This is a genomic window from Serpens gallinarum, from assembly GCF_014836765.1.
Taxonomy (GTDB): Bacteria; Pseudomonadota; Gammaproteobacteria; order Pseudomonadales; family Pseudomonadaceae; genus Serpens; species Serpens gallinarum.
Genome location: NZ_JACSQG010000001.1, coordinates 598,883 through 611,488 on the forward strand (window position 1 = coordinate 598,883; position 12,606 = coordinate 611,488).

Here is a 12,606-nt window from a genome sequence, read left to right on the forward strand (position 1 = left end):
TGCGATGCCGAAACGGTAAACGGGATACAATGGGTAAATTTGAAGGTTCTTGAGGTGTTTCGTGGCCGATTTCGGTGCTCAGAATGTGTCTGCAGGCACGCTTTACGTGGTGGCCACGCCCATCGGCAATCTGGAGGACATCAGTGCGCGAGCTTTGCGGGTGCTGACGGAAGTCTCGTTGATCGCGGCGGAAGATACCCGGCATTCGCAGCGGCTTTTGCAGCATTTTGGCATCAGTACGCCGCTGCAGGCCTGCCACGAGCATAACGAGCGTGACCAAGGCGGACGTTTTATCGCCCGCCTGTTGGCAGGTGATGACGTTGCGTTGATTTCGGACGCTGGTACGCCGCTGATCTCGGATCCGGGTTTCCATCTGGTGCGCCAGGCGCGCGTCGCGGGAGTGCGGGTGGTGCCTGTCCCAGGCGCGTGCGCCCTGGTTGCCGCGCTCTCCGCGGCTGGCCTGCCATCGGACCGGTTTATTTTCGAGGGTTTCCTGCCTGCAAAAGCTGCAGCCCGTTGTGCGCGCCTGGAATCGATCAAAGAGGAACCGCGCACGCTGATCTTTTATGAAGCGCCGCATCGCTTGCTGGAATCCTTGCGCGATATGGGAAAGATTTTCGGTGCCGATCGCCTGGCCGTGTTGGGGCGAGAGCTGACCAAGACCTTTGAAACACTCAAGGGGTTGCCGTTGGGTGAATTGAGTGACTGGGTGGCGGCGGATGCCAACCAGCAACGGGGTGAGTGTGTCCTGCTGGTCGCCGGCTGGCAGGCGCCTGAGGGTGAGAGCGCTGTCACGGCTGAGGCCTTGCGCGTCCTGGATCTGTTGTTGGAAGACCTGCCGGTCAAGCGAGCCGCTGCCGTGGCGGCAGAAATTACCGGTGCTCGCAAAAATGTGCTGTACCAGATCGCGCTGGAGCGCAAAGGCTGATTGGTCAGGATTCATGAAGATTGGACCGTTTTGTCTTGCAGCTTGCCGGTGGCGGCCCTATCCTTGCCGCCGGAGAGTCGATCGGACAGTCGCTGTTCTCTTTTGTTCGCAAAAGAGGAGGGAGGAAAGTCCGGGCTCCATAGGGCAGAGCGCCAGGTAACGCCTGGGAGGCGCGAGCCTACGGAAAGTGCCACAGAAAATAACCGCCTAAGTACGCAAGTGCCGGTAAGGGTGAAAAGGTGCGGTAAGAGCGCACCGCACGGCTGGCAACAGTCCGTGGCTAGGTAAACCCCGCTCGGAGCAAGACCAAATAGGGTTCCATTGGCGTGGCCCGCGCTGGAACCGGGTAGGTTGCTAAAGGCGTGCAGTGATGTACGTCGTAGAGGAATGACTGTCCTCGACAGAACCCGGCTTATAGATCGACTCTCTTCCTTTATTCCCCGCTTGTCTTGATGAAGTAAAAACAACTTCTCCTCACGTATTACGTTAACTCTCTGAGCCAGCTCTTTGATGCATTTCTCTTTCCGTCGCAATTGCTTGTTGCGCTTCGTCTCAAATCTGGCCATTCGTCGCTAAATCACGGTCCTGTAAGGGTTTTCCATTTGTGAGCAGCCTTGACGCTGAGGGACGCGCATTCCTATAGTGTGCCCAAGTGGTAGAAAGTGGCGGGAAGTGGGAATTAGGAATGTAACAGCCAGCCAAGCGGGGAAGTGCCAACGTGTTTCGCGGAGCCAATGCCGTCAGCCTTGATGCGAAAGGGCGACTCGCGATGCCGAGTCGGCACCGTGACGAGCTGCTTTCGCGTTGTGCCGGCCAGCTCATCGTCACCATTGATGCTCTTGATCCCTGCCTAAGCCTCTACCCCCTGCCTGAATGGGAACAGATCGAAACCAAGCTGCGTGCCTTGCCACCGTTGCGAGAGGAAAACCGCCGCTTGCAACGCTTGCTGATTGGCAATGCGGTCGATCTGGAGCTGGATGCCAGTGGGCGTCTGCTGATTCCGTCTCGCTTGCGCGAGTACGCCAAGCTCGACAAGCACGTCATGCTGGTTGGCCAATTGAACAAGTTTCAACTGTGGGATGAAGACGCCTGGACCTCCATTTCGATGGACGATCTTGAGGCTATTAAAGCGCCCGGCGGAATGCCGGAAGAATTGCTCGACCTGACCTTGTGATTATGACCAGCACCTTTCGCCACATCACCGTTTTGCTCGAAGAAGCCGTTGCCGCCCTCGCGATACAGCCTGACGGCTGCTACCTGGACGGCACCTTCGGACGAGGCGGACACAGCCGCTTGATCCTGCAGCATCTCGGTGCGCACGGGCGGTTGCTGGGGTTCGATAAAGACCCTCAAGCCATTGCCACAGGGCAAGCACTGGCGGCCGAAGATGGCCGCTTTGTAATTGTGCAGCGCAGTTTTGCGGAGTTGGGCCAGGAGATAACTGGCCGCGGCCTGGAAGGCAAGGTGAGCGGTGTGCTGCTCGATCTGGGTGTGTCTTCGCCGCAGCTTGACGATCCCGAACGCGGCTTCAGCTTTCTTAATGATGGCCCGCTGGATATGCGCATGAATCCGGGGGTCGGCATGAGTGCCGCTGAATGGATTGCGAGCGCGACTGAAGATGAAATCGCCCGAGTCTTCAAGGAATACGGCGAGGAGCGTTTTGCCAAGCGCATGGCTCGTGCGGTGGTGCTGCGGCGTGCTGAGAAGCCCTTCACCCGTACCGGCGATTTGGCTGCGGTGCTCACCGAGGCCAATCCGGCGTGGGAGAAGGGCAAGAACCCGGCTACCCGCGCCTTCCAGGGACTGCGCATCCATATCAATAATGAGCTGGGCGATCTCGAGCGAGGCCTTGAAGCGGCTCTCGATGCGCTTGAGGTCGGTGGCCGGCTGGTGGTGATCAGCTTCCATTCCCTGGAAGACCGCATCGTCAAACAGTTCATGCGCCGTCAGGCCAAGGGCGAAGCCGATAACCTGCCGCGAGATCTGCCGATCATCCCCAAGGCATTTGAACCTCGTCTGAAAGTGCTGGGCAAGCCGCACTATGCCTCCGAAGCCGAGCTCAAGGCCAACCCACGATCACGCAGCGCGGTCATGCGGGTGGCGGAGAAGGTGCGGTGAGCCATTTGGCCACTAGGTCAATACCCGGCGGCGGGCTGCTGCTGGTGATCGTGTTTGTCGCTGTGCTGGCGTCGGCGATTGCGGTGACGTATTCCGCGCACCTGAGCCGACAATTGGTCAATGACCTGTACGGTGAGTTGCACGAGCGCGACAAGATACAAGCCGAGTGGGGACGCCTGGTGTTGGAGCAAAGCACCTGGATGGCGCATAACCGGATCGAGGCCTTGGCCAGCGAGCGGTTGAAAATGCGCATTCCCGAAGCGGCCGATGTCCGGCTGGTGACACCATGAATTTCTTGAGGCGAGTATTCGAGCACGGCCGGTTCGGCTTTGTGCTGCTTTTGTTCGTCTTGATGGTCAGCACGCTGGGCTGGAAGATTGTTGACCTGCATGTGTTCGATCACGATTTTTTGCAGGGTCAGGGCGATGCACGCAGTGTGCGGCACATCCCGATCCCTGCGCACCGTGGGGTGATTACCGATCGTAACGGTGAGCCGCTGGCCGTAAGCACGCCGGTGACGGCCATCTGGGGTAACGGACGCGAACTGCAGGCCGTGCGCGATCAATGGCCAGTGCTGGCCGAGGCGTTGGGGCAAAAACCCGGCAGGCTGAGCGAGCGACTGGAGCAGGCTGCTAACCGTGAGTTCATCTACCTGGCCCGCGGCCTTACACCGGAGCATGGCCAGCAAGTACTCGACCTGAATATTCCTGGTGTGAACGCCCTGGAAGAGTTTCGCCGCTTTTATCCGGCGGGCGAAGTGGCTGCCCATGTGGTCGGTTTCACCGATATCGACGACAAGGGACGCGAGGGCATGGAGCTCGCCTTCGACCAGTGGCTGGCAGGGGTGCCAGGCGAACGTCAGGTACTAAAGGACCGCCGCGGTCGGGTGATCAAGGATGTCCAGGTGCTCAGCAATGCCAAGCCGGGTGGCGAGCTGGAACTGTCCATTGACCTGCGCTTGCAGTATCTGGCGCACCGCGAGTTGCGCAACTCCTTGCTGGAATTCGGCGCCAAGGCCGGCAGCCTGGTCATGATTGACGTGCGTACCGGTGAAATTCTCGCCATGGTCAATCAGCCTGTCTACAACCCCAACAACCGTCGTGTGTTGCAGCCGGGCGTCACCCGTAACCGGGCCATGATTGATGTCTTCGAGCCGGGTTCCACCGTAAAGCCTTTCACTATTGCCGCTGCGCTGGCCACAGGCAAATGGCGGCCGGAATCGGTGGTGGATACCACGCCGGGCTGGATGCGCATCGGCCGTTACACCATTCGCGACGTCTCCCGTGGCGGCCAGCTCGACCTCACCGGCATTCTCATGAAGTCCAGCAATATCGGCATCAGCAAGATTGCACTGGATATCGGCGCCGAGCCGCTCTATTCGATGATGCATTCCGCTGGCTTCGGGCAGTCCACCGGGCTGGGCTTTCCGGGTGAACGGGTCGGCGTGCTGCCCAATCATCGTGTCTGGAAAGAAGCGGAAATCGCTGCCCTGGGTTACGGCTACGGCTTGTCGGTGACTGCTGTGCAGCTTGCCCATGCCTTCGCGACACTGGGCAATGACGGTAAAAGCGTGCCGCTCTCATTGATTCGCCGCGACCGTGCCCAGGAAGGCCACCAGGTGATGGAGGCCGAAATAGCCCATCAGGTGCTGCGCATGCTGCGTGCCGTAGTCGAGGAGCCGGGCGGCGGTGGTTCGCGTGCCAAGGTACCGGGCTATCACGTCGGCGGCAAAAGCGGCACCGCCAAGAAAGTTTCCACGTCTGGCGGTTATACCGATGACGCCTACCGCTCCTTTTTTGCCGGGCTGGCGCCGCTGAACAACCCGCGTATCGCCGCCGTGGTGGTGATCGATGAACCCAGCAAAGGTGGCTATTACGGCGGCCTGGTAGCCGCGCCGGTTTTCGGCCGGGTCATGGCTGGAGCCCTGCGTCTGATGAATATTGCCCCTGACAACCTGCCGGTTGAGACCAAGACCGCTGCCGTCGTCCCTGGAAAAGGAGGGCGCAGCTGATGCCCATGCCACTTAACCAACTGCTCGCCCAGGCCGATAACGCTGCGCTGGTGCGTGAACTGACCCTTGACAGTCGAAAAGTGCGGCCCGGAGACCTGTTCCTGGCGGTGCCGGGTGTCAGCCACGATGGGCGCGCGCACATCGCCGACGCCATCGCCCGCGGTGCCGTGGCTGTGGCCTATGAAGCCGAAGGTGCTCCACCGCTGCCGGACAGCCAGGCGACCTTGCTGCCGATCAAAGGGTTGAGCAAGCAGCTCTCGGCGATAGCCGGGCGTTTCTATGGTGAACCCAGTCGCGGTTTGCATCTGGTTGGGGTAACGGGCACCAACGGCAAGACCAGCGTCAGCCAATTGCTGGCCCAGGCACTGGATCGTCTCGGCGAACGCTGCGGCATTGTCGGCACCTTGGGCACGGGATTCTATGGGGCTCTGGAAAGCGGACGTCACACCACCCCCGATCCGCTCGCCGTACAGGCGACGTTGGGGCTGCTCAAGCAGGCCGGAGCGCGTGCGGTGGCCATGGAAGTGTCGTCCCATGGTCTGGCTCAGGGCCGTGTCGCCGGGCTGGATTTCGATGTGGCGGTATTTACCAATCTGTCCCGCGACCACCTGGATTACCACGGTTCGATGGAAGCCTATGGCGCGGTCAAGGCCATGCTGTTCGCCTGGCCCCAATTGCGCTGCCGGGTCATCAATCTGGATGATCCGTTTGGCCGCCAGCTGGCCGGCCTAGAGGGTGCGCGACTGATCGATTACAGCATCGATGATGCTGCTGCCTATGTGTATTGCCGGCAGGTGCGCTTCGACGACCACGGCGTGCGCGCCGAGCTGATCACGCCGCTGGGGCAGGGGCTGTTGCGCAGCCCACTGCTGGGGCGTTTTAACCTGAGCAACTTGCTGGCGGTGATCGGTGCTTTGCTGGGCATGGACTATTCGCTGGATGATGTCCTGCGTGTGCTGCCCGATCTGCAAGGTCCGTCGGGACGGATGCAGCGCCTGGGGGGCGGCGCTGCGCCCTTGGTAGTGGTGGATTACGCCCACACCCCCGATGCCTTGGAAAAAGTTCTCGAAGCACTGCGCCCGCATGTGCGTGGCCGTTTGCTGTGCCTGTTTGGATGCGGCGGTGATCGGGACCGCGGCAAGCGCCCGCTGATGGCTGAGGTGGCCGAGCGGCATGCCGACGGCGTACTGGTCACTGATGACAACCCGCGCAGCGAAGATCCGCTGGAGATCCTTGCCGAGATTCGTGCCGGCTTCACCCGACCTGAAACGGTGCAGTTCATGTCCGGACGTGGCCAGGCGATTGCTTCGCTGATTGCCGGTGCCAGCGCAGATGACATTGTGCTGCTGGCCGGCAAGGGGCACGAGGACTATCAGGAAATCAACGGCGTTCGTCAGCCTTTCTCAGACCTGGACGAAGCTAGCAAGGCACTGGCGGCCTGGGAGGTCGAGCATGCTTGATGCATTGCACCTGAGCGCCATCGCCGCCCCGCTGCAAGGTCGCCTGTCTGGCGGCGATGCCGTTTTTTTCTCGGTCAGCACCGACAGCCGCTCAATCGCGCCGGGACAACTGTTCGTTGCCCTTGTCGGGCCGAATTTCGATGGCCACGCTTATCTCGCCGATGTTGCGGCCAAGGGCGCGGTGGCGGCCCTGGTGTCGCGCGAAGTTGCAGGTGTCGATCTGCCGCAACTGGTGGTTGACGATACCCGTCTGGCGCTGGGACGCCTCGGTGCGCTGAACCGCCAGGCCTACCACGGCCCGCTGGCCGCCGTAACGGGTTCCAGTGGCAAGACCAGCATCAAGGAAATGCTCGCCAGCATCCTGCGTGCCGGCCTTCATGGTCCCGTTCTGGCCACGCGCGGCAACCTGAATAATGAGCTCGGCGTGCCGCTGACGCTGCTGGAGCTTATGCCTGAACATGTGGGTGCGGTGATTGAGCTGGGCGCTAATCACGTGGGTGAAATCGCCTACACCGTGAGTCTGGCACGCCCCCAGGTAGCCATCATCAGCAACGCGGGCAATGCCCACGTGGGTGAATTTGGCGGCCCGGAGAAAATCGTCGAAGCCAAGGGCGAAATCATCGACGGTTTGCCCGCCGAGGGCGTGGCTGTGCTCAACCGCGACGATGCGGCATTCACCCTTTGGCAAACGCGAGCCGCAGGGCGGCCTGTGGTGAGTTTTGCCCTGCACGATACCCAGGCCGATTTCCATGCACGCGAGGTGCAGCGCGACGCTCGCGGCTGCATGGCCTTTATTCTGTGTTCGCCGCTCGGCGAGTGGTCTGTCCAGCTCAATTTGCTAGGCACCCACAACGTTGCCAATGCCCTGGCCGCTGCCGCTGCGGCCCATGCCCTGGGGCTTTCGGGCGCAGCCATTCAGCATGGCCTGCAGGCCTTGCAGCCTATGCCAGGACGCGCCGCGGCGCAGCTGACGGACCGCGGTCTGAGAATTATTGATGACAGTTACAACGCCAATCCGCTCTCGATGTGTGCCGCGGTCGATATACTCGCGGCCTTCTCCGGGCGCACCGTTTTGGTGTTGGGGGACATGGGCGAGCTGGGCGATTGGGCCGAACAGGGCCACCGCCAGGTCGGTGCCTATGCGAGCGGCAAAGTCGATTGCCTGTATGCCGTTGGGCCCCTGATGACCCATGCGGTAGCAGCTTTTGGAAAAAATGCGAAACATTTTGCCGATCAAGCTGGTCTGATCGACGCCCTGCGACATGAGCAGGGCGATACCACCATTCTGATCAAGGGCTCGCGAAGTTCGGCGATGGACAAGGTTGTCGCTGCGTTGTGCGGGTCCGCCGAGGAGAAACACTGATGCTTCTGCTGCTAGCAGAGTACCTGCAACAGTTCCATAAAGGCTTTGCGGTCTTTCAATACCTGACCCTGCGCGGCATCCTGGGCGTGCTGACCTCACTGATCCTGGCCCTATGGCTGGGGCCCTGGATGATTCGCACCCTGCAGACCCTGCAGATTGGCCAGTCGGTGCGCACCGATGGTCCGCAATCGCACCTGTCAAAGAAGGGCACGCCCACCATGGGCGGCGCGCTGATCCTCTCGTCCATCGCCATCAGCACCCTGCTGTGGTCCGACCTGAGCAACCGTTACGTCTGGGTAGTGCTGGCCGTGACCCTGCTGTTCGGTGCTGTCGGCTGGGTCGACGATTACCGTAAGGTGATCGAGAAGAATTCCCGTGGGCTGCCAAGTCGCTGGAAGTATTTCTGGCAGTCGGTGTTCGGTCTGGGCGCGGCGATTTTCCTGTTCATGACTGCGCAAAATCCGATTGAAACCACGTTGATCGTGCCCATGTTCAAGGACGCCGCCTTGCCGCTGGGCGCTGCCGGTTTCATCGTGCTGACTTACTTCGTCATTGTCGGTTCGAGCAATGCGGTGAACCTCACCGACGGTCTCGACGGTCTGGCCATCATGCCCACCGTGCTGGTGGGGGGCGCACTGGGCGTCTTCTGCTACCTGTCGGGTAACGTGCGCTTCGCCGAATACCTGTTGATTCCTTATGTTCCGGGCGCCGGCGAGCTGATCGTGTTTTGCAGCGCGCTGATTGGTGCCGGCCTGGGTTTCTTGTGGTTCAACACCTACCCGGCGCAAGTGTTCATGGGCGACGTCGGTGCGCTGGCCCTGGGTGCGGCGCTGGGCACCATCGCGGTGATTGTCCGCCAGGAAATCGTGCTGTTCATCATGGGTGGGGTGTTCGTCATGGAAACCCTCTCGGTGATAGTCCAGGTTGCCTCCTTCAAGCTGACCGGCAAGCGGGTATTCCGCATGGCGCCGATTCACCACCACTTCGAACTCAAAGGCTGGCCCGAGCCGCGCGTCATCGTGCGCTTCTGGATCATCACGGTGATCCTCGTGCTGATCGGTCTGGCCACCCTGAAACTGCGTTGAGGCGAAAAATGACATGAGCCTGATCGCTTCCGACCAATTCCGTATCGTTGTCGGCCTCGGCAAGAGCGGCATGTCCCTGGTGCGCCATTTGGCGCGCCGGGGATTGTCGTTTGCGGTGGCTGACACGCGCGCCAATCCGCCTGAGCTGGCCACCCTGCAGCAAGAATTTCCCGACGTTGAAGTGCGCTGCGGCGCGCTGGATGTCGAGTTTCTTTGCCAGGCCGATGAGCTTCTGGTCAGCCCGGGCCTGGCCATTGCCTCCCCGGCGTTGCAGGCAGCGGCGCAGCGCGGGGTGAAGCTTTCCGGCGACATCGAACTGTTCGCCCGCGAAGCGAAGGCGCCGATCATTGCCATCACCGGCTCCAACGCCAAGAGCACCGTGACCACCCTGGTGGGCGAAATGGCCGCGGCGGCCGGCAGGAAGGTCGCCATTGGCGGCAACCTGGGCACGCCGGCGCTGGATCTGCTGGCCGATGACGTCGAGCTGTATGTGATCGAGTTGTCCAGCTTCCAACTGGAAACCACCGAGCAGCTGAATGCCGAGGTGGCGACTTGCCTGAACGTCAGCGAAGACCACATGGACCGCTACAACGACCTGCAGGCCTACCACCTGGCCAAGCACCGCGTCTTTCGTGGCGCCCGGCAGGTGGTGATCAATCGCGATGATGCGCTGTCACGCCCGCTGGTGGCCGATCAGCTGCCGTGCTGGAGCTTTGGCCTGGGCAAGCCTGATTTCAAGGGCTTTGGTCTGACCGAGCTGCACGGCGAAAAATGGCTGACGTTCCAATTCGAGGCGCTGTTGCCGGTACGCGCGTTGAAAATGCGCGGAGCCCACAATCAAAGCAACGCGCTGGCTGCGCTGGCCCTCGGCCATGCCGTAGGGCTGCCTCTGGAGCCGATGCTGGCTACCCTGAAAACCTTTGCCGGTCTGCCGCATCGCTGCCAATGGGTGCGTGAATTGCGCGGCGTTCAGTATTACGACGACTCCAAGGCGACCAACGTCGGGGCCGCGTTGGCGGCGATCGAGGGTTTGGGCGCGGATATTGACGGCAAGCTGGTGCTAATCGCTGGTGGCGATGGCAAAGGGGCGGATTTTTCACCGCTGCGCGCCCCAGTGGCCCGCTACTGCCGCGCGGTGGTGTTGCTCGGTCGCGATGCCGACCAGATTGCCGGCGCCCTGGGGGATGCCGTACCCCAGGCTAAGGTCGCAACCTTGGACGAAGCGGTGCAGCGCTGTGCCGAAATGGCTGAGCGCGGTGATGCCGTGCTGCTGTCGCCGGCGTGCGCCAGCCTCGACATGTTCAAGAATTTCGAAGAGCGTGGTCGCCTGTTCGCCCGTGCAGTGGAGGGCTTGCCACAATGATCGCCTTCCTGCGCCCGTACCCGTCGCCGTTGTTCAGTCGGCGCGGCCTCGACCTGGACCTCCCGCTGTCGCTGGGGTGTCTGGCGTTGCTCGGGCTGGGATTGGTGATGGTAGCGTCGGCGTCTTCGGAAGTGGCGGCCGCGCAACTGGGCGATCCGCTTTATCACATGACCCGCCAACTGGTGTACATGGTCATCGGCCTAGTGGCCTGTGCCGTGGTGCTGATGGTGCCCATGGCCACGTGGCAGCGCCTGGGCTGGATGTTGCTGGCCGCAGCCTTCGCCATGCTGGTCTTGGTGCTGCTGGTCGGACGCGAGGTCAACGGTTCGATTCGTTGGATCAGCTTGGGCATGATCAACGTGCAGCCCTCGGAAATCGCCAAGATCTTCGTGGTGATCTATCTGGCCGGGTACCTGGTGCGTCGCCAGGAAGAGGTACGCGAAAGCTGGATGGGCTTCCTCAAGCCGATTTTCGTGTTGATCCCCATGGCGGTGCTGTTGCTGCTGGAACCGGACTTCGGCGCCACCATCGTCTTGTTCGCCGCGGCGGCGGCCATGCTTTTCCTCGGCGGCGTGGGCCTGCTGCGCTTCGGGCTGTCGGCAGGGCTGGCAGTCGGTGCGTTGTACCTGCTGATCAAGACCCAGCCGTACCGCATGGCGCGTCTGACCACCTTTACCGACCCCTGGGCCGACCAATTCGGTGCGGGCTACCAATTGACCCAGGCGCTGATTGCCTTTGGCCGTGGCGAATGGTTTGGCGTCGGCCTGGGCAACAGCATTCAGAAGCAGTTCTACCTGCCCGAGGCGCACACCGATTTCGTTTTCGCCGTGTTGGCCGAGGAGCTGGGCATGGTGGGGGCCCTGATCACCTTGGCCTTGTTCGTGTTGATCAGCGTGCGCGCTCTGTACATCGGTCTATGGGCGCAAAAGGCCAAGCAGTTCTTCTCGGCGTATGTCGCCTATGGCCTGGCCTTTCTATGGATCGGCCAGTTTCTGATCAATATTGGCGTGAACGTCGGCTTGCTGCCGACCAAGGGCCTGACCTTGCCATTCCTGAGCTACGGCGGCAGTTCGCTGGTGATCTGCTGCGTAAGCCTGGGGTTGTTGTTGCGTATCGAGTGGGAACGACGTTCCCAGCTCGGCAACGAAAATTTTGAATTCAGCGAAACGGATTTTGCCGAGGAGGACGTGCGACATGCGCGGTAATGTCCTGATCATGGCGGGTGGCACAGGCGGCCACGTATTCCCGGCGTTGGCCTGCGCGCGCGAATTCCAGGCGCGTGGCTATCGTGTTCACTGGCTGGGTACTGCACGCGGCATTGAAAACCGCCTGGTTCCTGACGCCAATCTGCCCCTGCACCTGATTGAGGTCAGCGGCCTGCGTGGCAAGGGTCTGCTGGCGCTGCTCAAGGCGCCTGTGCAGTTGTTCAAGGCGCTGATGCAGGCCCGCGACCTGGTGCGCACGGTGCGTCCGGTGTGCGTGCTCGGCATGGGTGGTTATGTGACGGGACCCGGCGGGCTGGCGGCGCGCCTGTGCGGCGTGCCCCTGATCATCCATGAGCAGAACGCCGTGGCCGGTACTGCCAACCGCAGCCTGGCGTGGTTTGCCCAGCGCATTTGCGAAGCCTTCCCTAACACCTTTACACGCAGCGCCAAGCGCCGTACCACGGGTAATCCGGTGCGCAGTGAGTTGTTTCTCGACACCCCCCGCGCGCCACTGGCAGGGCGTCCGGCCAATCTACTGGTGTTGGGCGGCAGCCTGGGTGCCGAGCCCTTGAACAAGCTGGTGCCAGCGGCACTGTCGCACCTGCTCGAAGAGGAGCGTCCGGCCGTGGTGCATCAGACCGGTGCTCAGCATGCCGAAATCACCCAGCAGCGTTATGCCGAGGCCGGCCTCAAGGCCCATGTCGCGCCCTTCATCGATGACATGGCCGGGGCTTATGCCTGGGCCGACCTGGTGATCTGCCGCGCTGGCGCGCTGACTGTCAGCGAACTGGCCGCCGCCGGGCTGCCGGCTTTTCTGGTGCCGCTGCCCCATGCCATAGATGACCACCAGACGCGCAATGCCGAATTTCTGGCCCGGGAGGGCGCTGCCATCCTGTTGCCGCAAGCCACTACAGATGCGGCCGAGCTGGCTGCGCAGCTGAACGAGGTGCTGATGCAACCGCAACGACTCGAGGCCATGGGCGCCACCGCCCGCGATCTGGCTATGCCCGATGCCACCCGCCGGGTGGTGGATATTTGCCTGGAGGTGGCCCGTGGCTAAATCGCCCGCTGCT

The 12,606-nt window shown here is 61.8% G+C and carries 11 protein-coding genes and 1 other RNA gene; all 12 read left to right on the top strand.

The window, feature by feature from the left end; all coding sequences use genetic code 11:
* The first annotated feature begins 85 nt into the window (after window positions 1-85).
* Window positions 86-928 carry a 16S rRNA (cytidine(1402)-2'-O)-methyltransferase gene (gene rsmI / locus H9642_RS02790; protein ID WP_251835353.1) on the top strand — a complete coding sequence of 281 codons (843 nt, stop codon included), beginning with the start codon at window positions 86-88 and terminating at the stop codon, window positions 926-928.
* A gap of 73 nt (window positions 929-1,001) precedes the next feature.
* An RNA gene (gene rnpB, locus H9642_RS02795) (RNase P RNA component class A) lies at window positions 1,002-1,359 on the top strand.
* A gap of 287 nt (window positions 1,360-1,646) precedes the next feature.
* Window positions 1,647-2,102: a division/cell wall cluster transcriptional repressor MraZ gene (mraZ, locus tag H9642_RS02800; protein WP_251834880.1), complete on the top strand. Its 456-nt coding sequence runs from the start codon at window positions 1,647-1,649 to the stop codon at window positions 2,100-2,102.
* Window positions 2,103-2,104: 2 nt separating this feature from the next.
* Window positions 2,105-3,046 (top strand): 16S rRNA (cytosine(1402)-N(4))-methyltransferase RsmH, encoded by a 942-nt coding sequence (gene rsmH / locus H9642_RS02805; RefSeq protein ID WP_251834881.1) that lies wholly within the window; start codon window positions 2,105-2,107, stop codon window positions 3,044-3,046.
* Window positions 3,043-3,336: a cell division protein FtsL gene (gene ftsL / locus H9642_RS02810; protein ID WP_251834882.1), complete on the top strand. Its 294-nt coding sequence runs from the start codon at window positions 3,043-3,045 to the stop codon at window positions 3,334-3,336. The genes rsmH and ftsL overlap by 4 nt, the downstream gene beginning before the upstream one ends.
* Entirely contained in the window at window positions 3,333-5,057 is a 1,725-nt protein-coding gene (locus tag H9642_RS02815; protein ID WP_251834883.1) for a peptidoglycan D,D-transpeptidase FtsI family protein, read from the top strand. Before ftsL ends, H9642_RS02815 begins: the two co-directional genes overlap by 4 nt.
* Window positions 5,057-6,517 (top strand): UDP-N-acetylmuramoyl-L-alanyl-D-glutamate--2,6-diaminopimelate ligase, encoded by a 1,461-nt coding sequence (locus tag H9642_RS02820; RefSeq protein WP_251834884.1) that lies wholly within the window; start codon window positions 5,057-5,059, stop codon window positions 6,515-6,517. Before H9642_RS02815 ends, H9642_RS02820 begins: the two co-directional genes overlap by 1 nt.
* The gene (locus tag H9642_RS02825; protein WP_251834885.1) at window positions 6,510-7,880 is read left to right on the top strand and encodes a UDP-N-acetylmuramoyl-tripeptide--D-alanyl-D-alanine ligase; all 1,371 of its coding nucleotides are present in this window, start codon (window positions 6,510-6,512) and stop codon (window positions 7,878-7,880) included. Before H9642_RS02820 ends, H9642_RS02825 begins: the two co-directional genes overlap by 8 nt.
* On the top strand, window positions 7,880-8,965 hold the full coding sequence (mraY, locus tag H9642_RS02830; protein ID WP_251834886.1) for a phospho-N-acetylmuramoyl-pentapeptide-transferase: 1,086 nt from the start codon (window positions 7,880-7,882) through the stop codon (window positions 8,963-8,965). Before H9642_RS02825 ends, mraY begins: the two co-directional genes overlap by 1 nt.
* Window positions 8,966-8,978: 13 nt before the next feature.
* Window positions 8,979-10,328, top strand: a complete 1,350-nt coding sequence (gene murD / locus H9642_RS02835; protein ID WP_251834887.1) for a UDP-N-acetylmuramoyl-L-alanine--D-glutamate ligase — start codon at window positions 8,979-8,981, stop codon at window positions 10,326-10,328.
* Window positions 10,325-11,533 (top strand): putative lipid II flippase FtsW, encoded by a 1,209-nt coding sequence (ftsW, locus tag H9642_RS02840; RefSeq protein ID WP_251834888.1) that lies wholly within the window; start codon window positions 10,325-10,327, stop codon window positions 11,531-11,533. Before murD ends, ftsW begins: the two co-directional genes overlap by 4 nt.
* A complete protein-coding gene (gene murG / locus H9642_RS02845) occupies window positions 11,523-12,593 on the top strand; it encodes an undecaprenyldiphospho-muramoylpentapeptide beta-N-acetylglucosaminyltransferase (RefSeq protein WP_251834889.1) in 1,071 nt (356 codons plus the stop codon). Before ftsW ends, murG begins: the two co-directional genes overlap by 11 nt.
* Window positions 12,594-12,606 lie beyond the last annotated feature (13 nt).

Excerpts from the sequence above, each read along its gene's own strand:
- H9642_RS02815 (WP_251834883.1), top strand. The coding sequence starts at position 3,333 with ATGAATTTCTTGAGGCGAGTATTCGAGCACGGCCGGTTCGGCTTTGTG.
- H9642_RS02820 (WP_251834884.1), top strand. The coding sequence starts at position 5,057 with ATGCCCATGCCACTTAACCAACTGCTCGCCCAGGCCGATAACGCTGCG.
- ftsW (WP_251834888.1), top strand. The coding sequence starts at position 10,325 with ATGATCGCCTTCCTGCGCCCGTACCCGTCGCCGTTGTTCAGTCGGCGC.
- rsmH (WP_251834881.1), top strand. The coding sequence starts at position 2,105 with ATGACCAGCACCTTTCGCCACATCACCGTTTTGCTCGAAGAAGCCGTT.
- murD (WP_251834887.1), top strand. The coding sequence starts at position 8,979 with ATGAGCCTGATCGCTTCCGACCAATTCCGTATCGTTGTCGGCCTCGGC.
- mraY (WP_251834886.1), top strand. The coding sequence starts at position 7,880 with ATGCTTCTGCTGCTAGCAGAGTACCTGCAACAGTTCCATAAAGGCTTT.
- murG (WP_251834889.1), top strand. The coding sequence starts at position 11,523 with ATGCGCGGTAATGTCCTGATCATGGCGGGTGGCACAGGCGGCCACGTA.
- H9642_RS02825 (WP_251834885.1), top strand. The coding sequence starts at position 6,510 with ATGCTTGATGCATTGCACCTGAGCGCCATCGCCGCCCCGCTGCAAGGT.